We start from the raw sequence: 19392 nt of genomic DNA on the forward strand, positions 1-19392 counted from the left end.
CGTCGAAACCCTTGACTCGCGATGCGGGCAGGGGTATAATCTGCATCACGTAACGGAAACGGGCGGATAGCGTAGCGGTAGCGCATCTCGTTTACACCGAGAGGGTCGGGGGTTCGAATCCCTCTTCGCCCACCAAGCGCCGATCAAACGAAGAAGCGTCATTGTTATTCCCAAGCGGACGCAGGCAAATCGTCTCGATGAAGCCTGTCGGTTACTGCGCCGCCTTAGCTCAGTTGGTAGAGCACTCGACTGAAAATTGAGGTGTCACTGGTTCAAGTCCGGTAGGCGGCACCATTTCATCCGGCGGTAGTAATGATCTAGGGAGAGCCTCGCTCTCCCTTTTCATGTTTGTCGCGTTTCCCAATATTCCAGCAGCGTTTAATGCGGGGTCTCATGGCGTCACGAATTCGTCCCTTGCCGGTCGTCGCTTATCGAGGCGCGCCACAGCAGTGTCCTCCCGGAAGCACTGTGGCGTCGCTGCGCAAGGCCGTGGAGCTGCGCGCCAGCGCGCTGATGGTCGATGTTCGGCGCACGCGGGACGACATTCTCGTCATCGAACACGATGCGGTTCGCATGGTGGATGACCGCGAAGTCCCGATCCGCGAAAAGTCGCTTGCCGACTGGCGCGCCCGCAGCGCGGACACAGACTCGCCCATCGCAACTCTGGAAGACGCCATGGCGGTCGCCGCACAGGCGGGTATCGGCCTCATCCTGGACTTCCGCGAATCCGGCACCGAGGCGCTTCTCGCCCGGGCCATTCGCCAAAGCCGCTTTTCCCTCGACTCGATCCTGGTGACCGGCGCCGACGCCACCAGCCGCACCATTCTGCGCGGCCTGGACCCAAGGATCCCCCTAGGCCACACGCTCGGGCCTGAGAACGCCTCCCAAATCAACGCCAAGCTGCTCGCCGCCCTCGACGTGGACGCCGTAACCTGGCACCATCGTCTGCTCACCCCGCCGATCGTCAATATTCTCCACCTCCGCGACATACGAGTCTACGGCTGGTACGCCGACCTCGCCGAAGACATGCGCCGCCTGCGCGACACATGTAAGGTGGACGGCGTCATCACCAATGCGCCCGATCTGATCCGCACCATCTAATCATCGACTTCCCTTTCACGAATTTTCCCGCGCTTCCATCTGCTTTGATTTATGCACCAAAGTGCAAGGTGAGTGGCTCCATCATGGATCCAGATGCCTGTTAAGCACTGTATTCTTGTGTCTGTGGATCTTTTATCAGAGTCTTTTCGTGAGCCATGTGACGGCAATCGGGATTTTTTTAATTGGCCCCAAAAAAACCTTGACATTGGTACCAATCTATGTTAGACTATGTCTGTTCCAAATGGTACCAAGTCGTTTCCATTGAACACTGTTCTACCAACATTATGTTTATCATTCAGCGCATGATGTTATTATCGAAAGGATCGCAGGCATAATGAAGAAGAAATCCTTCCATTCTGGTTTCACCCTGATCGAACTGCTCGTTGTTATCGCTATCATTGCGATTCTTGCATCGATTCTCTTCCCTGTCTTCGCCTCGGCGCGGAGCAAGGCCCGAGAAATCGCGACGGTTTCTAACCTCAAACAACTGGGACTGGCGACGGCGCAGTACCAGCAGGATTACGACGGCGCCAGCGTCCCCTTCCAGCAGTGGTCCGGGCCGTCGTTCTACGGCTGGGCCGTTCTGCTGCAGCCTTATCTGAAATCGACCAGCGTTTGCTTCGACGCTCAGCGCACCGTCCCTTACGTCCAGATCGATCCAGGCGGCCAGTGGGGATGGAGCACCACCCTGGCGGCCAATCGCTGGGGCTACACTTCGGACGCGAATGGTCCCGGCGGGACGGTCTTCCCGGATCAAATCGTGAGCCCGTCCACGCGCGCGGCGTTCGTGACTACTGGAGATCCCACGGCCCAAACGGGTCCCGGTCATCTCTATGACATGAGCTGGGTCGACGGCGGGCGGTCATCCTGCCCGGATGTCAACGATTATAAGAACCCCGCCGACTGGGACTACGACCATCTTTACCAGGGAACCAAGGACTACCACCGAGGTTACCTGCCCGTACTCTACGCGGACGCGCACGCCAAGGCCGTCAACATCTCCCAGTACATCGGCGGCGATGTGTCCTATGGCGCCTGTGAGAGCAAGTATATCTCTCCCGGCGTGAATGCGCCCAACGGCGCGGGCACGCAGGCGTCCAAGCTTCAGGAGTTCTGGGGCCGCTGGTGGACCTACCCGAACGACAAGTAGGCTAAAAGAGAAAGGCGCCGCATCGACGGGATGCGGCGCCGCGAGTCGCCGCTTAATGGCGAAAGGACAGTACGAATTTGAATGCAAAGCTCTCATCGAAAGCGCTGATGGGGATTGGCGGGGTGGCGGTCGGGGTTCTGGTTGGTCTCGTCCTTTATTTCATCAAAGGGAGCGATCCCGCCGCGAGGCCCCCGGTTCCCTATAAGAAGTTCGACTATGGGGCGCACATGCAGGAGATGAGCCAGTCGCAAAACCGGCCCGCCGCTATGGGGAATATGGCTCCAGGCACGGTTGTCGGCGAAAGTAAGAATTGAGAACGTTCGTGCGGGATTCGGGCGCTGTGCGGCGTCAGAGTATCCGGATGTATCAAAGGATAAGCGGGCTGGAATAATGCCAGCAGTTCTTGCGAGTTCTGTAACGTTCCTCCATCAGGTCAAAAGAAATGGCGGCGTTACTCGCCGTTTGCCGGCAGTCGATAAGTCTTACCCAACACCTTTCCGACGATCGCGGGAAGGTGTTTTCTCCTCCACAGTCAACCTCGCCAGCGCCGGTCTTTCCCAACGACATGGCTTGTCCATGACAAGCATCTAATAGAATTATTCCGTGTTATTTGGTATGATAATCCATACGATATGGTGCGCCGTCCTTTCCAGGAATACAAGCTGCAACCATGTAAACTGAGCCAAACGTTATGATAACTAACTCCCCCCGCTCCTCGATCGAAATATGACCAGACGACACGGATCAGGGAAGCCAAGCGCGTCGCCTATCTCCGCAACCAAGATCTGGTTCGGGAGGTGAGCCGCTCTGTTCCGCTCGACCGTAAGTTGCCGGGCGTCGATACCGATTTCGTCGGGAGCGATAACCACGGAGCGATGTTAGAGGTCACGGAGCATCTCAATCTCGCAGGGGCGCCGCCGTGTTGCGCACATCACGCGTTACGAGCCGATCCACCCCGTCACGGTAAGGCCGGTGGAGGGGGACTCAGTGTGGTGAAACCGACCTTTATATCCTTATCTGGACATTAACAAGTATTAATATATCCATAAAATGACTGCATCCGATTGCCTGGTTCGTTTCATTGTGATCCTGAACGCTCACAATCGGTAACTACCCTCCTCTTTGCATAGCGTAAATTTAAACTACTCAAAGGCTATTGACAACTGGAAGGCGTCATGATATACTGTGCTCAGATTTGGTTAACTGGATACACCAAAGTCTATGGCGAAAAGGGAGAGTAGTTTATCTCAAGGAATCACGCGGTAGCGTACCGATTCTTTTAGTAGTCTACTGGTAACTTTTTCATATCTTGATACTTTTATAAGGAAAAAACGAAATGAAGAAAACTTCATTACAATCAGGGTTTACTCTGATTGAACTTCTCGTGGTCATAGCAATCATCGCTATTCTTGCCGCAATCCTGTTCCCCGTCTTCGCCAAGGCCCGAGAGAAGGCTCGCCAGATCAGCTGCGCTTCGAACGAGCGGCAGCTCGGGCTCGGATTTATGCAGTATTCCCAGGATAACGACGAGAGATATCCGCAAGGCTCGAACACCGCGACCTGGGGACAAGGGTGGGCCGGTCAGATTTACCCGTACGTAAAAAGCGCCGGCCTCTACAAGTGCCCCGACGATTCGACCTCTCCGAGCTCCACGACGACGAGCGTTGTGTCTTATTGCATTAACAAGAATCTCACCCCAGATCAGGGTTTTAGCACCATCGCGGGGCTGACCGCGCCCACGAACACGGTTTTGATCTGTGAGGCGACCGGGGTAAACAACGTCGACTTTACGAATGTACCGTCTTCCGACACTTCGTCGCCGGACGCTTTCGGTATTGACAACTATGATGGCGGCGGCCAATGGGATACCGGCTATCTTCTGGGCACTCAGGCAAAGCCGTGGAACAATCATATCAAGAACGCGACCGGTCGTCACACGGACGCTTCTAACTTCCTGCTCTGTGACGGGCATGTCAAGTGGCTCAAGGTCAGCAGTGTGTCGACGGGCTATACCGCTCAGGCGGTCGACTGCAACACGCGCAGCGGATCGTCAACACCCGCCGGCGACGCGGCGTGCAATCAGGATTGGCGCGCCGCGGGAACGTCCGTTTCAAATGATTCCGCGAACGGCAACGTCGGAATCGCCGCTACATTCAGCCCCATCTAAATCTCGAACGTTTGATTAGCTAAGCTTTCTTGGCGGCCTTCGCTCCATTTTTTGAGCGACGGGCTTTATTCGTCCGCGATGTTTGCCGCGCGTGCTTTTGCTATCTTCACCGCGCGAAAGCGGGCGCGGTAAGCGCGGGGGCTGAACATGGTGTATTTCTTAAAGTGCAGAGAGAAGTAGCAGAAGTCGAAGCCGACCTGGCTCGCGATTTTATTGACGGCCTCGTCCGTGTTTTCCAGCATCGCGCGGGCGTGCTCCAAGCGCTGGATGTCGAGATACTTCATCGGGCCGATCCCCACGTGCTTGCGGAATAAGTGCGACAGGTTCGAAACCGACATACAATGCCGTTCGGCCAGATCCGGCAGCGAAATATCGCGGTCGAAGTTCTCGCGCATAAAGTCCATGGCCGCCAAAATCCGTGGATCGGTATTGTGATGCCGGGACAGCGGGTTCCACAGATCGCACTGGAGCAGCGCCGCCTCCAGGGCGTTCGACATAAAGTGCTGCTTGCGATGGAACAGCTCCTTCGAGTATTGGACGACCCTTTCCATGTCCGAAATGATGCTTTGCCATGGCGACGCTTCCGCAATCCTGATTTCCATCAGAGCGCCGTCATGCTGGGGCCATTGCATGAGCTCCACCCACTCCTTCTGCGGCTGAAAATGAATCCAGGTATACTCCCAGAACGTTCCTTCGGCCCTGTACTCCTGTCGCCTGCCGGGCGGAACCAGGACGATCGAGCCGACGGCGACAGGCAGGTCGATGACGCCGCAGAATACCCCCTGTCCGTCGGTCGTCGCCAGGATCTGCCAGTCGTCGGTTCCGGACGGGCGCATCACTCGATGCCCGTGAAGCAGGCGCTCGTGCCCCGCGTAAATCGGGCCGTTATTTTCCAGCCATTGCCAGGCGATATGCTCTCGTTTCATGGATGTGTTTTCGCTTCGTTCATTTTCTGAGTTGATATGCGGGCGATATCGGCGGCGATTGGACACCGTCTGCAATTTTCACAAAACGCGTGAGGGACCAACTTCACTGCGGCCGCCATAGAATTGCAAAATATTATAACTTTTCTGCGCGATTTTACATCGACGCAGACGGCGGAATCCTTTATAATTACGCCAATCTCATTGTGACAGGAAGATTTTCATGCCAACTTCAGCTCTCCAAAGGGCCGCGATTGTCGCTGCGGCGGCCACCGCGTTTCTGCCCGCCGTCGGCCATGCCGCCGACTCTTCCGCGCGGGAGCGGATCTTATTCGATGGGGACTGGCGCTTCCGCCAGGATCCCGCCACGCTCCCTCCGCTTCAGGACGGCGCCGCCGTCGCCGGCTGGCGCTGGAAGGCGGCGGACTCGCCGGCGTCGGAAGAACTCGCCGCGACGGGCGTGACGACCTCGGGCGCTGGCTGGGCGGACGCCGCCGTGGGGCAGGATATTTTCTCCGGCAAATCTGGATTTGCGTGGATCCGCGCCACGCTGCCGGACCTCGCGGGGCCGGGACGCACGCTGCGCTTCGGGGGCGTGGATGACAACGCCGACGTTTATGTCAACGGCAAGAAGCTGATCCATCACGAGGGCTGGAACCAGGCGTTTGACGTCCCTCTAGACGATGTGTGGAACGCCGCCGGCCCGAACGTCGTCGCCGTGCGCGTCGAAAACGGGCAGGGCGCCGGCGGCCTCTCCAAGGGCGTCTCCGTTGGACTCGCGCCGATCGTGGCGGGCGCGCCCACGACCAGCCCGAGCGACCCCAAGTTCCGGGATTTCAACTGGCGCAAGGTGCATCTGCCGCATGATTATTGTGTCGAGGGGACGTTTACGCCGGACGGCGACGCCAGCCATGGCTCGCTGATCCCCACGTCCGCATGGTACCGCAAGACATTTACGCTGCCGGCGTCCGATCAGGGCAAGAGCCTCTGGATCGATTTCGACGGCGTGTATCGCCGGACGGAAGTTTACCTCAACGGCCATCTCCTGGGCGCCCATGCGTGCGGCTATACGCCGTTCCGCTTCGATCTCTCCAAAGACGCCGTTTATGGCGGCAAGAATGTGATTTCCGTCCATGTCGATCCCACCCAGGCCGAGGGCTGGTGGTATGAAGGCGCGGGCATCTACCGGCATGTCTGGCTCAACAAGGCCGCGCCCGCGCATGTCGCGCCCTGGGGAACGTTCGTCGCTTCCGATGTGAAGGACGCGCTTGGCAAACCGTCGGCGTCGCTGACGATCACTACGACGGTGGCGAACGACGGCGCGGCTTCCGACGCCGTGGTCGTCTCCAGTGTGTTCGGGCCCGATGGGAAGCAGGCGGCGCAAACCAAATCTTCGGTCTCGCTGACCGCGGGCGCCTCGACGGATCTCACGCAGACCGTCTCGCTCGCCTCCGCGCGCCTCTGGTCTCTCCAGAAGCCGCAGCTTTACCGCCTGCACACCGAAGTGGTGCAGGGCGGCAAGGTGATCGATACGGAAGACACAAGTTTCGGCGTGCGCTCGATCCGGTGGGACGCCGAGAAGGGCTTCTTCCTGAACGAGAAGCCGGTCAAGATCCAGGGCGTCTGCAACCATCAGGACTTCGCCGGCGTCGGCGTCGCCGTTCCCGATACGCTGCAATACTGGCGCGTCCGCAAGCTCCAGTCGATGGGCGCGAACGCCTGGCGCACCTCGCACAATCCTCCGAACATCGCCGTGCTGGACGCCTGCGATAAGCTCGGCATGCTGGTGATGGATGAAAACCGGCATCTGGGCGACACTGAAGACGGCAAGGCGAGCATGACCACGCCGTACGAAGACCTTGCCGAAGTGCAGACCATGGTGCGGCGTGATCGCAATCACCCCAGCATTATCCTCTGGTCGATGTGCAACGAAGAGGGAATCCAGAGCACGGAGCACGGCGCCAAGATCTTCAGCGCCATGCGTGACGCCGTGCGCAAATACGACGCCACGCGTCCCGTCTCGTGCGCCATGAACGGCGGCTACGATTCCGCAGTCGGCATCACCTCCGTCGAAGATCTCCAGGGGATCAACTACAACCCCAGTGCTTACGATTGGTTCCACAAGGCGCACCCCACGCTGCCGCTCTACGGCAGCGAGACGGCCAGCCAGGTCGCGACGCGCGGAATCTACAGCTGGGATACATTCAAGAACGACACGGGATCGTTCACGGGAGTTCCGGAAAAGGGCTATGTGAGCGCCTACGACGTCAACGCCCCCAATTGGGCGGAAACGGCGGAGAACGCCTGGAAGCCCATCGGCGAGCGCTCCTATGTCGCCGGCGGCTTCGTCTGGACCGGCTTCGACTACAAAGGCGAGCCGACGCCGTTTGGCTGGCCGGACGTCAACTCGAACTTCGGCGTGATCGACATGGCCGGCTTCCCCAAGGACACTTACTGGTACTATCAGTCGGTTTGGGGCGACAAGCCCGTCACCCACGTCCTGCCGCACTGGAACTGGGCCGGCAAGGAGGGGCAGACGGTCAAAGTCTGGGCCTTCAGCAACGCCGACAGTGTCGAGCTGTTCGTGAACGGTCAGAGCCTTGGCAAGAAGCCCGTTCCGCATCTCGGCCATCTGGAGTGGGACGCCGTTTATGCGCCGGGAACGCTGGAGGCGCGCGGTTACGATGCGTCCGGTAAAGTCGTCTCGTCCGACAAAGTCGAGACGGCGGGCGCGCCGGCGGCGCTGACGCTGACGACCGACCGCACACAGATCGCGCCCGATGGCGAGGACCTGACGGTGGTCGAAGTGCGCGTCGTCGACGACAAAGGCCGCGTCGTGCCCGCCTCCGACGATCTCATCTCCTTTGAAGTCACGGGCGTCGGCCACATCGCCGGTGTCGGCAACGGCAATCCCAGCGATCACGATCCAGACCAGGCGCCGACCCGCCACGCCTTCCACGGCCTGGCGGCCGTCCTCGTCGCCGCCGGCGAAGCCAAGGGCGCGATCCACCTCACCGCCACCGCGCCGGGCCTCAAGCCCGCGTCTCTTGACCTGGAAGCGAAGTAACCGTTTCCGAGTTTGTGACACGGTAACGCTCATATCAGACAACGCCCGGCTGCGATTTTGCAGCCGGGCGTTTCTGTTGGACGAGATTATGCATGCTTGATAGGATTTTGTGTGAGAAAGCGAGAATAACGCTGCGGCTAGCATAATCCTCGGAGGCTATCATTGAGCGACCATAAATTCCGTCTTTTGCCCCGGCCGCCCAGAGATGCATTCTTCTCCTGGCTGCTGCGCGTCTCGTCATTTGGGTTCGCGCTCTTTTGCTATGACGCCTATCGGCATAATTTTCAGATCAACCCCAGCAAACCCGTCGGCCACATTCTGATTCAGGCGCTCTTTCTCGCGGCGCCGGTCTTGTGGGCGTTCGCTTTAGTTCGGCTGCCGCAGTCGGTGGTCGAAGGCGAGACCATCCTTTGCCGAAACTCGGTTCGGGACCTCGTCGCTCGCAATTGGTGGAGCATCCTGCTCTATCTGACGCCGGCGATGACCGGCTGTCTGTTGCTTGCCGGGCAGGCCCTTCAAAATCCCGCCGCCATCATGATTGTCCCCATGAGTCTGGGAACCGCGCTATTCACCGGCGTCGTGCTGTTCATCGCCGCCGCGTGCGCCGCCAGCGTTCGCTTTACCGGCGGGGCTCTCAGCCGGCTGAGTGACGGCTTGCGTCTGGGAATCTCCCTGTTCCTGCCCTGGGAGAAGATTGGCAGTGTGGTCCGAAGCGGGGAAGTCTATGGCTTCTGCGCTCCTGGCATGGACGGCGTCACGGGGGGCTATTACCGCATCAAAGACCCCGAGACGCGGCAATGGCTGGACGGCGCGCTGACGGAAGTCGGCGCGCGCATCCGCAATCAGCCGGCCCCGTTAGATTTCGCGCTGCAATTCGCGGCGCTCGCGATTTCTCTGGGAGCGATCGCGCTCGGCTACTGGCTTTACGGCGTCCGCCGGATGGACTGGCAGGACGTGCTGCTGATCGAGTCCGCGATCGCCTATGGCGCCATCGCCGGCATGGAGATGCTGCGCGGCTTCGCCCGCGTCGAGCGCCTCAAGCCGGCGTCGCGGCGCCAGGACGCCGTGGCCCCGAATAAGGCGGCGGATTATACCGACGACAATGAGAGCTGGATCGTCACGGAAGAAGATGGACGCAAAGTGACTCGGCGGGTGGTGTTTGGGGAGGCGCCGGATAGGGACGCCGACGATTGGAACTCAATGGTCGATCTTGGCTTCGTGCTTCCGCGTGAACGCCAGACGCCCCTCCAGCGTGTCGCGGGCGATGCCTTGAAATATGACGGGGAGGTGCTGAACGGCGGACATTTGCAATACTTTGAAAACCGGGGCGAAGCGCACGCCGAAGACACGATCCGCGCGCTGGAGGCGCTTGGCGCCCGCGATCATCAAGCCATACTCACGGCAGCGCTTGCGGCGTGGCGGGGACAATCGCGCAAGCCGATCCGGTCGGCGCTGGAATATTCCCGAAAGGCGAACGAGGGCGAATTCGACGCCCTCGACAGCCAGTACTACGCGGCCCAGCCGGATCTCAACAGCTACCTTCGGGCATACTTGGCGAAGAACCGTGACGGGTTTATCGTCGATCGGCCGCTTGATGGCTAGTGCCCGCCGCCTTGCGTCGGGCCGGCGCTTGTTTTGGGCTTGCGGATCAGGAGGATCGCGGGGGCGGTGCAGACGAAGCACATCAGGATGAGCATGAAGGCGTTGTCGTAGGCCAGCGTGCGCGATTGGCGCATGAGGGTCTGTTCGAGAATGGTGTACGCTTGCTGCTGCGCGTCGACGAGCGATGAGCCATGGGAATGAAGCGTGGCCGTCAGACCCTGAAGACGCGAGGTGAAGGCGGGGTTGGCGCTGTTGTAGTTCTGGATCAGGTTGATTCGGTGGAACTGGGACATGTTCGCGACGTATGTTGCGAGCACGGCGATGCCGAAGGATCCGCCAAGCTGTCTGGACAGATTGATCAGGCCCGACGCTTGCTGGATCTCCTGCGGCTTGAGGCTGCTGAACGCCGCCATGTTGATGGGGGTGAACAGCAGGCCCAGGCCCAGACCGCGAATCAGCAGGGCGAAGCGGGCGCTCGCCTCGCCGCTCTGCGGGGTCATATGGCCGAGCATCCACATCGACGTCATGAACAGAATAACCCCGATGCACAGCAGCAGGCGCAGATCGACCAGCGGCTTGGCGCCGTTCAAAAGGCGTCCGCAAACGAGGGCGCTGAAGGCCGTGGCGAGGCCTCCGGGCAGCAGCGCCAGACCCGTCTGCGTGGGCGTGAAGCCCAGAATATCCTGGGTGAAGACCGGGAAGATGTAGATGCCTCCAAAGAGGCCGAAGCCCAGCGAGAGAAACAGAAACAGGCAGGCCGAGAGCTGTTTGTTGTGCAGAACGCGGAAGTTGACGACCGGCGCCTTGTTGCGCGGCGACAGCTCCCAAACGAGCATCGAGATCAGGCTGACCGCCGAGACGATCGACCAGCGTACGATCCAGGCGTCATTGAACCAGTCGTTCTTCTGGCCTTCTTCCAGCACGTATTGCAGCGAGCCGAGGCCCAGCGCGAGGAGGCCGATCCCCAGCCAGTCGATCCGCGCGGTGCTCAGCGGCGTATCCGGGTCCTGCAAAAACGTCGTGACGAGCGCGATGGAAGTCAGGCCGATCGGGATGTTGATGAAGAAGCACCAGCTCCAGGTGTAATTGTCCGTGATCCATCCGCCGAGTGTTGGGCCAATCGTCGGCGCCACGATAACCCCGAGCAGGAAGATCGCCTGCACCAGCCCCTGTTCTTCTTTTGGGAAGATCTGCCGCAGGGTCGCCTGCGCCGTCGAGAGCAGCGCCGCGCCGCCCGCGCCTTGCAGGATGCGCCAGACGACGAGCTCTCCCAGGCTGTGCGAGGTGCCGCAGAAGAACGACGAGATGATGAACAGGAAGATCGAGAATGTCAGATAGCGTTTGCGTCCGAAGCGCGCCGTCAGGAACGCCGTCATCGGCAGCACGACGACATTGGAGAGGATATAGCCCGTGGAGACCCACGCGATGTCCTGCACCGTCGCTCCCAAGTTTCCAGCCATCGTCGGGAGGGCCACGTTGACGATGGTCGTGTCCAGCACTTCCATGATCGACGCGGTGATTAAGCCGAGCAGGATCAGCCAGCGCGCGGATACAAGCTCGCCTGGCGGATTTGCCGCAGCGATATTAGTCGCCATGTTCTATTCCTCGAATTCGTACAATCAATGACACTCGTTCATTGTATCACGACGGCCCTGGTTTCCACAAGTGCGCGCCGCATCAAAAACTGGTAATTTTCGTGGAAATCGTGGAAAAATATCCCTGGATTCGAATATTCTCGCTCAAAAACAGCCTTTCGGCGTGCATACGCCTTATTCCGGTGGTATACTGAACGGGAACAAAATAGGGTCGGTTTTTCGTAGATAACTACTTGCTACGGATGACCCTCGGGGAGAGCAGTGACAATACGCGAGTTTATGGACCGGAATTACCGGCACTTCAATTCCGCAGTGTGTGTAGACGCCGCCAGAGCGTGGAATGAACACTTGGACAAGGGCGGGAAGATGTTCCTGACTCTGGCCGGCGCCATGAGCACGGCCGAGCTGGGGATTTCCGTCGCGGAATTGATTCGCAACGACAAGGTGCACGGCATCTGCTGCACCGGCGCCAATTTGGAAGAAGACGTCTTCAACCTTGTGGCGCACACACATTACGAGCGGATTCCGCAGTATCGCGCCCTGAGCGCGGCGGATGAAGTGGCCCTGCGCGACCGGGGAATGAACCGTGTGACGGACACGTGCATTCCCGAGGACCAGGCGATCCGCCGAATCGAAGACCACGTCCTGGAGCTTTGGAAAAAGGCCGACCAGGCGGGTGAGAGTTTCTTTCCTTATGAGTTCATGTACCAGCTGCTCGGCAGCGGGGTTCTGGAAGGATCGTACGAAATCGATCCCAAGGACTCCTGGCTGCTGGCCGCGCGGGAAAAGGGTCTGCCGATCTTTGTTCCCGGCTGGGAGGACTCGACACTGGCCAACATCTTCACGAGCCATGTGATCAGCGGTGACATCAGTCGTTACGGCGTCGTCAAAACCGGCGTGGAACTGATGGGCTTTCTGGTTCATTGGTATAAGGAGATCACCGCCAACTCGTCGCTCGGCTTTTTCCAAGTCGGCGGCGGCATTGCCGGAGACTTCCCGATCTGCGTCGTTCCGCTGATCGCCCAGGACCTCCAGGAAGAGTGCCGGCTCTGGGGCTATTTCGCCCAGATCAGTGACAGCACGACCTCGTATGGCTCGTACAGCGGGGCTGTGCCCAACGAAAAGATCACCTGGGGAAAACTCGATTCGTCGACCCCCAGCTTTATCATTGAATCGGATGCGACCATCGTCGCTCCGCTCATCTTCAACTACGTCTTAGGAAACTAACTCAGGCGACTGGGTTAGACGACAACAGACGACGTTCTAGGCAACTAGCGGTCACACAGGAAAATTTTTATTCGAAGAATGAAAAATCACACAACTTATGGCGCCCACTTAACACTACGAATTGCAAACATTGAACGACGGCACGCTCTCCAAGGCCCCCACGGGGTTTCGGACCTGCTCGTCGACCTTATCGACCGGATCGGCATGCGCATCCTGGCCGGCCCTCTCACGGCTGAAGAGACCGGAGACCCGGAACGCCGCGGCTGGTCCAGCGTAGCGATTCTTTACGAATCCCACTGCGCGATTCACACCTACCCGGAGCTCGGGGAAGCTTTCCTCGACGTCTTCTCCTGTAAAACATTTCCCATCGCCGCCATCACAACGCTGCTGACAGAGCGCTTTGGCGAATTCGCGATCGTCGAGCAAAGTCTCACCGACCGCGGCATTCATTGGGGACCGAACGTCGAGAAAGAGCTCGCATCTTGGGTGCTGACGCGCAGCGAGAAGTAGGGCGAGCGCCCGGCTACTCGTTCCTGCCGCCGTCGAATTTCCTGGGCCTCGCCCCGGAAGACAGCGCTTACGAGACCAGCCGGGCTCTGATCCTCCCAATCCCATACGACGCCACGACGAGTTATAAAGGCGGAGCTAAGGACGGCCCACGGGCCATTCTGGAAGCCTCCGCCCAGATCGAACTCTATGATGTGGAATTGGACGCCGAACCGGCGCTGGAGTGGGGCGTACACACGCTCCCCGCTCTCGCGCCGGATCTGCGCTCGGCTGAAGCGACAATCGAATCCATCGCGGCCGCCGTGATCGATCTGCCCTGCCGCGAAAAGCTCCTTTGCGTCCTCGGCGGCGAACACTCCATCAGTGTTGGCGTCGCGCGCGGCCTTTACTCCCACTTCGGCGAATTCGTGACCGTGCAGCTCGACGCCCACGCGGACCTGCGCGACGAATACCACGAAACGCCCTACAGCCACGCCTGCGCCGCCCGGCGCATCTTAGACCTCGGCGGCGAAGTCATCCAATTCGGCATCCGTTCCCTGGACCGCACCGAAGCCGACTTCCTCAAAGAGAACCCCGCCAAAGTCACCGCGCACCTCGCGTCCGTGATGCACCGCGACCGCTCCTACCTCACGGCCTTAATCGAGAAAATCAAAGGCAAACAAGTCTTCTTGACCATCGACCTCGACGCCTTCGACCCCAGCGTTATCCCCGCCACCGGCACCCCCGAACCCGGCGGCCTGCTCTGGTACGACGTCCTCGAAATCGTCCAAACCGTCGCCCGCGAAAGCACCGTCATCGCCTTCGACGTCGTCGAACTCGCCCCCATCCCCGGCCTCCACGCCCCCGATTTCACCGCCGCGAAGCTCGTCTACAAAGTGCTGACTGCAGTTTTGGGGAAAGAATAGGCAGTCAGTCCGCGACCGTCAGGCCGGAACTGCCGCTGTCTTCCCAGCCCCAGCCGCGCGCGACATATTCCCAGCCGAGAGCATCGCCTTCAATCACGTTTTTCAGACCTAACTTGTCCATCAGATAAAGGGCCTGGGCGCGGTGGTGCATGCTGTGCGTGAGGAGATGCGTAATCCCCGCGCCAAACGAGTGCCGATTGCCGCTTCCACCGACCCACATTTCATCCGCCCGCCCTTCGCGCTCCACCCGCGTCGCCAGTTCGGCCAATTCCTGAGAGACGAGCATGTGGCGCCTCAGCCATCCATCAATCGTATAGGTCTCCGCCAAAACTCGTTCGGGCCGCCCCATCATCCGGTCCATATGAATCTCCGCGCATTCGATCATATGGACAAACGTATCGCGCAGACTCCGGCCGCCAATGTCGAAGACCTGATCCAGCTTTTCGTCCGTCAATTCCCGGCATCGGAACAGCAATTGTCGGGTCGTCCAGGCGTCGTGTCCGAGCAGGCGGTCGAGAATGGTCATGAGAGGGTGTCCTTATGAGAGCGATTAATCAAAAGCGCCGCTGGATTTCTCCGGCGGCGCTTATTATCTTTTCTAATCTCGTATGATCTTATTCCAGGCCCGACTCCGCCCATTCGACGGCGCGGACGAGTGCGCGCATTTTGGCGAGGGTCTCGCGGTATTCGTATTCTGGAACGGAGTCGGCGACGACGCCGCCGGCGGCGGCGAGGTAGATGTTGTCGCCTTTGACGAGGGCGGTGCGGATCGTGATGGCCGTGTCCATGTCGCCGCTGTAGGAGAAGTAACCGATGCCGCCGCCGTAGTGGCCGCGCCGGGTCGGTTCTAATTCCTCGATGATCTCCATCGTGCGGACTTTGGGCGCGCCGGTCAGGGTGCCGGCGGGGAAGGAGGCGCGCAGGACGTCGAACTGATCCAGGTCGTCGCGCAGCGTTCCCGTCACTTCGGAGACGATGTGCATGACGTGCGAGTACTTCTCGATCACCATCAGCTCGTCTACCGAGACGGTGCCGTATTTGGCGACGCGGCCGATATCGTTGCGGCCCAGGTCCACCAGCATGATATGCTCGGCGCGCTCTTTTTCATCGGCCAGCAGGTCGGCGGCGATGGCGTCATCCTCGGCGGGCGTCGCGCCGCGCCCGTGGCGGGATCCGGCGATCGGCCGAATCGTCACGCGCCGGTTGATCTCGGAGACCAGCACCTCGGGGGACGCCCCCACGAGCTTGGTGTCGCCGAAGTCGAGATAGAACATATAGGGCGAGGGATTGATCGAGCGCAGAGCCCGATAAACATCGAACGGGTGGGCCGCGAGCTTCTTCGACATCCGCTGGCCGATCTGCGCCTGGAAGGTGTCGCCGGCGGCGATATACTCCTTGGCCTTCAGTACGGCGGCGAGATAGTTCTCTTCCGTGCGGTTCGGAACGAACTCCGCGCACTCCTCGGGACGGGGCGGAGCGGGCAGGGGAGTGGGACCCTTGAGCCGCGCCAGCAGCGCTTCGATTTTTGCGACGGCGCCGTCGTACGCCGCGCCGGGATCGTCGCCGCTCTCGACGCGCGCGTTGCAAAGCGCGAGCATCTTGTGCTTCACATGGTCGAACACCAAAAGCGCGTCCGTGAAGAGGAAGATGGTGTCGTCGAGACCAAGATCGTCCTTCGCCAGTTCGGGCAGCTTCTCAAAGAAGCGGACCGTGTCGTAGGCGATCATCCCCACGGCGCCGCCGACAAAGCGCGGCAGCTCCGGCGCCGGGACATAGGTGTAGCGGCTGAGCAATCCCTTGAGCACATGCAGGGGATCGCGCTCGCCGGCCTTCAAAGCGATCGTCTCCACACGATCGCCCTCGGTCACCGTCGCCGTATTGCCCTTGCTTCGGAAGACCATAAACGGGTCGCTGCCCAGGAACGAGTAGCGGGCCAGATGCTCGCCTCCCGCCACGCTTTCCAGCAGAAAGCTATTGGGCCGGTCGCCGGCGATCTTGCGGAACGCCGAAACGGGAGTCTCCAGGTCCGCCAGCACTTCGCGCCAGACCGGGATCAGGTTGCCGCGCTGGGACTTTTCGATAAATTCGTCACGTGTTGGATACAGCATTGTCGCCATAGTATACCTGAGAGCCTTCCGCCTTGTTAGGGATGTACGTCACGCAAAAGGGGCCGGGAGATTTCCATTCGTGGAAACGTCCCGGCCCCTTCTCATTTCACTGGCTGCGCGCGGCGGTCTATGCGGCGTGCGAAGGCGTTGGACGTTTCCCGGAAGTTTGGGACCGCCACCACCAATTCGCGCTGCGCTGCTGACCGCTCGCCATCATACGCCAAGTATACCAAAGACGGACGATGGTGTCAACAAGTCGCGCTGGACCTCGTGTTATCGCGCCATCTCCAGGATCCGCACGTTTTTGCTCAGGCCGCCGAGGTGGGCGGCGATTGCGGGAAGCGCGTCGGCGATGAGTTCGGAACGCACGAATTGCGAGCCGTGTCCGTAATAGCAGGCTCCGGCGCTGTCCATCTTGATAATGTGCCGAATATCGGCCTGAACGGCGAAATCGACGCCGCCGAGGGGGAATTTTACGATCAAGCGCGTGCCTAAATAAAACGGCGTCGGGGCCACGATCAGGATCCCCGTCAGACTCATGTTTTCGATAAACACGCTTCGGGCGATCATCGGATGCTCGTGGGCGTCCTCCGCATCCAAATCCAGGCACTCCGGCCATGCGAGCGCGGGTATCGTCACTTGAAAACGGCGAAAGCGACGCCGGCTGCCGTCGCTTTCCTTCAATCCCTCTGGCAATATCATGCTCATATCGTCATTATTGGCGAATAAGCATCATGTTCTGTTACCGGGATTGTCGCGATCCAATACCAGGATTATCGCGCTTTGTCTTTTTGCTGTTTTGCCGTTGCCCCGGCTTTGCTGAGCATATCGAGGTAGGCCGCGATGGAGGGGAGCGCTTCGGCGATTGTCTGGCACCGCACGAACTGTGCGCCGTAGCCGAAGTACTGCTCACCCGCCACTTCGGTTTCCGTGATGCGCCGGATATCGACCTGGAGCGCGAAATGCCGGTCTCCAAGGGAGAATTTCACGACCAGGCGCGTCCCCTGATAGAACGTCGTCGTGGATACGATCAGAAGTCCCGTCAGGCTCAAGTTTTCGATGAAGACGCTTTTGGCGATGGCCGGGTGCTCCTGGGCTTTTTCCGGCTGCAAGCCCGCCGATTCCGGCCACGCCAGCGCGGGGACGGCCACTTTAAAACGCCGAAAGCGGCGCTTCCCCGTGTCGCTTTCTCTCAATCCGGCAGGCAGTAGCGTGTTCATAGTGAGATTATCGGCGGCAGGGCATACTGTCCAGAGTCCGGGTTTTGCTGGTCGCTCGGGGTCCGCCCGCCGGCGCGCCAGAGGCGAGACGTTAAGCCTAGCTGTACTTCACATCGTCGAGGTAAAAGGTGACGGGGGCGCCGTCCGCGCCCAGCGTCCAGGCGAAGCCGGTCACGATGTGCTTGAGGTCCTGCCCCTTGAGATCGATTGTGTACTGCTTCCATTCCTTGGTCAGCGTCACCTTATCCAGTTTGCCGGACCCGGAATCGGAACTCGTCTTATCCTTGCCGATCAGACCAAAGAGAAATGTGACGACCTCGCCGCCTTTGGCGCCGCGCGCCCAGAATGTGAGACGCTTGGCGGCGGTCAGGTTCCACCCGCCCTGCGCGTCGCCCCAGTTGTTGACCGGGTTCTGCCATACCACGCCGCCCCAATTATCGCTGGCGGTGTAAGTGACTTTCAGGCATGTCTTACCCGCATGGGGATTGTCCTTGCAGGCGTCATCCATCTTGATCGCGCCGGTATTGCCCATATATCCCGATGGGATATATGGAAAATCCGCGCCCGCTTCGGCGTAAATGACCAGAGGCAGGGCGGCTTTCGGGGCGGCGTCCTCCGCCGCCATGGCGGCCCCGCCGGCGAGCAGAGAAAAGCCGAGCACGGCCGGCAAAACGGTCCACTTCATGATGTTTCTCCTTGGGTGCGCAAGATTGTCATTGTCGCGAAAATACGCGGCAACGCTCTCGGTTGGTAATCCGCGTATTCGTATGTGCAAAATGATTGTATCATAGGGCTTGAGCTGTGTCAAGAAGAAATTTTGATTTTCATATTATGCTGTGCGAACGCCGCTCCGCACTGTTCTGTCACAATACGAGCGAAGGATTCCTATGTCAAAAAGTGCTATACAATTGCCAATTAGTGCATTGACTGTCGCATTCTCCCATGATATACTGCAACTGTCCGAAACACAAAATTCCATCGGCTCGCTCCCCGGCGGAAACACTGATTATTGTCGCCTACTCTGGAGGGAGATTCATGAAATCCAAAAATCGTCGGTCTAATTCGTATGGATTTACTTTGATTGAACTGCTAGTTGTCATTGCAATTATTGCTATTCTTGCGGCGATACTGTTTCCGGTTTTCGCCAAGGCGCGTGAGAAGGCGCGGCAGATCAGCTGCCTGTCCAACATGAAGCAGCTTGGGCTCGGCTTTATGCAGTATATCCAAGACAACGACGAGACGTGGCCTGGAGTCAACAGCGGCGCTGTCAACTACCAAGGCGGGTGGGCCTCGCAGATCTATCCCTACGTCAAGTCGACTAACGTTTACAAATGTCCCGATGAAAGCGGCATTGTCGCCGGTATTCCATACACCATTGCCTACGTCATGAATTACGAGATTTATTTCGACGATGGGCTCTCGTACAAGGACAACGCAAATGGATTGAACCTGTCGCAAATGGTGACCCCTGCCTCCACGCTTGTGCTATACGAAGGACAGAATGGGGCTGCCTACACTCTGGACAACAAGGACCCGTCCATCGCGCCGGTTACGCCCGCGAACGCGGCGGGATGGGCCAACGGCAATTCCATCGAAATCAGCGATCGTCATGACAGCACTCCAACCAGAATGTCCAACTTCACGTTCGCCGACGGGCACTCAAAGTTCATCAAGCGAGCCGCCGTTTCTTTCTTCCCAGGAGTTTCTCCCGACAACTTGGGCAGCTATTCGATCACCTTTGCCTACAAATAGTCGCGCTGCTTCGCCGTCATGAGAAAAATGAAGTTACACGAGCCATCCCAAATTTTGGGATGGCTCGT

At 59.3% G+C, this 19392-nt stretch carries 18 protein-coding genes and 2 tRNA genes; 13 read left to right on the plus strand and 7 right to left on the minus strand.

The features are described from left to right. Nucleotides 1-60: 60 nt before the first annotated feature. The 6 genes from D5261_RS11945 (at nt 61) to D5261_RS11970 (ending at nt 4418) form a co-directional block, all read left to right on the plus strand. Nucleotides 61-135 (plus strand) — tRNA-Val (locus tag D5261_RS11945). Nucleotides 136-218: 83 nt separating this feature from the next. Further along, nucleotides 219-294: transfer RNA gene (locus tag D5261_RS11950), tRNA-Phe, on the plus strand. A 99-nt stretch (nt 295-393) separates the two neighbouring features. Next, nucleotides 394-1101 carry a glycerophosphodiester phosphodiesterase gene (locus tag D5261_RS11955; protein ID WP_165864163.1) on the plus strand — a complete coding sequence of 236 codons (708 nt, stop codon included), beginning with the start codon at nt 394-396 and terminating at the stop codon, nt 1099-1101. Nucleotides 1102-1435: 334 nt separating this feature from the next. After that, the gene (locus tag D5261_RS11960) at nt 1436-2251 is read left to right on the plus strand and encodes a prepilin-type N-terminal cleavage/methylation domain-containing protein (RefSeq protein WP_119321256.1); all 816 of its coding nucleotides are present in this window, start codon (nt 1436-1438) and stop codon (nt 2249-2251) included. Nucleotides 2252-2328: 77 nt separating this feature from the next. After that, complete coding sequence (locus D5261_RS11965) at nt 2329-2565, plus strand: hypothetical protein (RefSeq protein WP_125205951.1); 237 nt, start codon at nt 2329-2331, stop codon at nt 2563-2565. Nucleotides 2566-3587: 1022 nt separating this feature from the next. Then, a complete protein-coding gene (locus D5261_RS11970; protein ID WP_119321258.1) occupies nt 3588-4418 on the plus strand; it encodes a DUF1559 family PulG-like putative transporter in 831 nt (276 codons plus the stop codon). Nucleotides 4419-4483: 65 nt separating this feature from the next. Here the strand turns inward: D5261_RS11970 and D5261_RS11975 are convergent, their stop codons facing one another. After that, entirely contained in the window at nt 4484-5344 is an 861-nt protein-coding gene (locus tag D5261_RS11975) for a helix-turn-helix domain-containing protein (protein ID WP_125205952.1), read from the minus strand. A gap of 220 nt (nt 5345-5564) precedes the next feature. Between D5261_RS11975 and galA the strand changes: the two genes are divergently transcribed. Next, nucleotides 5565-8408, plus strand: coding sequence for a beta-galactosidase GalA (galA, locus tag D5261_RS11980; protein ID WP_119321260.1), 2844 nt, complete (start codon nt 5565-5567; stop codon nt 8406-8408). Nucleotides 8409-8570: 162 nt separating this feature from the next. Next, nucleotides 8571-10010 carry a DMP19 family protein gene (locus tag D5261_RS11985; protein WP_119321261.1) on the plus strand — a complete coding sequence of 480 codons (1440 nt, stop codon included), beginning with the start codon at nt 8571-8573 and terminating at the stop codon, nt 10008-10010. Here the strand turns inward: D5261_RS11985 and D5261_RS11990 are convergent. Continuing rightward, the gene (locus D5261_RS11990; protein WP_119321262.1) at nt 10007-11605 is read right to left on the minus strand and encodes a DHA2 family efflux MFS transporter permease subunit; all 1599 of its coding nucleotides are present in this window, start codon (nt 11603-11605) and stop codon (nt 10007-10009) included. The two genes, D5261_RS11985 and D5261_RS11990, sit on opposite strands and share 4 nt — an antisense overlap. A gap of 261 nt (nt 11606-11866) precedes the next feature. Between D5261_RS11990 and D5261_RS11995 the strand changes: the two genes are divergently transcribed. The 3 genes from D5261_RS11995 to speB all read left to right on the plus strand — a co-directional run bounded on the left by D5261_RS11995 (nt 11867) and on the right by speB (nt 14244). Further along, nucleotides 11867-12832 (plus strand): deoxyhypusine synthase family protein, encoded by a 966-nt coding sequence (locus D5261_RS11995; RefSeq protein ID WP_119321263.1) that lies wholly within the window; start codon nt 11867-11869, stop codon nt 12830-12832. Between the two features lie 78 nt (nt 12833-12910). After that, nucleotides 12911-13342 carry an S-adenosylmethionine decarboxylase gene (locus D5261_RS12000; protein WP_119321511.1) on the plus strand — a complete coding sequence of 144 codons (432 nt, stop codon included), beginning with the start codon at nt 12911-12913 and terminating at the stop codon, nt 13340-13342. Further along, nucleotides 13315-14244, plus strand: a complete 930-nt coding sequence (gene speB, locus D5261_RS12005; RefSeq protein ID WP_165864164.1) for an agmatinase — start codon at nt 13315-13317, stop codon at nt 14242-14244. The genes D5261_RS12000 and speB overlap by 28 nt, the downstream gene beginning before the upstream one ends. 4 nt (nt 14245-14248) lie before the next feature. On the opposite strand, the gene D5261_RS12010 is transcribed toward speB, so the two are convergent. Together D5261_RS12010 and trpE are read right to left on the minus strand one after the other, a co-directional pair. Beyond that, nucleotides 14249-14770, minus strand: coding sequence for a DinB family protein (locus D5261_RS12010; protein WP_119321265.1), 522 nt, complete (start codon nt 14768-14770; stop codon nt 14249-14251). Nucleotides 14771-14858: 88 nt separating this feature from the next. Continuing rightward, nucleotides 14859-16352 carry an anthranilate synthase component I gene (trpE, locus tag D5261_RS12015; protein ID WP_119321512.1) on the minus strand — a complete coding sequence of 498 codons (1494 nt, stop codon included), beginning with the start codon at nt 16350-16352 and terminating at the stop codon, nt 14859-14861. Between the two features lie 32 nt (nt 16353-16384). On the opposite strand from trpE, the gene D5261_RS12020 reads away from it, so the two are divergent. Beyond that, nucleotides 16385-16555: a hypothetical protein gene (locus tag D5261_RS12020; RefSeq protein ID WP_165864165.1), complete on the plus strand. Its 171-nt coding sequence runs from the start codon at nt 16385-16387 to the stop codon at nt 16553-16555. Nucleotides 16556-16625: 70 nt separating this feature from the next. Here the strand turns inward: D5261_RS12020 and D5261_RS12025 are convergent, their stop codons facing one another. The 3 genes from D5261_RS12025 to D5261_RS12035 all read right to left on the minus strand — a co-directional run bounded on the left by D5261_RS12025 (nt 16626) and on the right by D5261_RS12035 (nt 18257). Then, complete coding sequence (locus D5261_RS12025) at nt 16626-17054, minus strand: PilZ domain-containing protein (RefSeq protein WP_301002479.1); 429 nt, start codon at nt 17052-17054, stop codon at nt 16626-16628. Between the two features lie 71 nt (nt 17055-17125). Then, nucleotides 17126-17572 carry a PilZ domain-containing protein gene (locus tag D5261_RS12030; protein WP_119321267.1) on the minus strand — a complete coding sequence of 149 codons (447 nt, stop codon included), beginning with the start codon at nt 17570-17572 and terminating at the stop codon, nt 17126-17128. Nucleotides 17573-17669: 97 nt separating this feature from the next. Continuing rightward, a complete protein-coding gene (locus tag D5261_RS12035; RefSeq protein WP_119321268.1) occupies nt 17670-18257 on the minus strand; it encodes a hypothetical protein in 588 nt (195 codons plus the stop codon). A gap of 350 nt (nt 18258-18607) precedes the next feature. Here D5261_RS12035 and D5261_RS12040 point away from each other — a divergent pair, with 350 nt between their 5' ends. Further along, nucleotides 18608-19324, plus strand: coding sequence for a DUF1559 family PulG-like putative transporter (locus D5261_RS12040; protein ID WP_165864166.1), 717 nt, complete (start codon nt 18608-18610; stop codon nt 19322-19324). Nucleotides 19325-19392: the final 68 nt, after the last annotated feature.

The organism is Capsulimonas corticalis (genome assembly GCF_003574315.2).
GTDB classification, from domain to species: domain Bacteria; phylum Armatimonadota; class Armatimonadia; order Armatimonadales; family Capsulimonadaceae; genus Capsulimonas; species Capsulimonas corticalis.